Source organism: Nocardioides humilatus (assembly GCF_008373755.1).
Taxonomy (GTDB): domain Bacteria; phylum Actinomycetota; class Actinomycetes; order Propionibacteriales; family Nocardioidaceae; genus Nocardioides; species Nocardioides humilatus.
In genome coordinates this window covers 1-231 of record NZ_VUJV01000091.1, presented here as the reverse complement: position 1 = coordinate 231, position 231 = coordinate 1, and the positions used below count along the sequence as shown (strand labels likewise).

Below are 231 nucleotides of genomic sequence, written 5' to 3'. Positions count from 1 at the left end.
TCCGTCTCTTGTCAATGATCAGATTGTTAACTACATTTTGAACGATGCTGCCCTGGCCTTGGCTCTCGTATTCCAAGCTCTTACGTACAGCACTGTCGTAGTCACCGGTGAGGATGCTGTTGTACAGTTTCTCCTCGAGGTCTTGGTTAGAAGTGTCCGCGGATAGTTCAACGACGCCCGCGCTGGCGGCGAGCATGCACATCGCAAATACAACGAGAAGTTTCATTTTGT

The 231-nt window shown here is 49.8% G+C and carries 1 protein-coding gene; it reads right to left on the bottom strand.

Annotation, left to right across the window (positions count from 1 at the left end; all coding sequences use genetic code 11):
* A partial coding sequence (locus tag F0U44_RS24085; protein ID WP_188113642.1) for a hypothetical protein occupies positions 1-231 on the bottom strand: 231 nt, incomplete at both ends.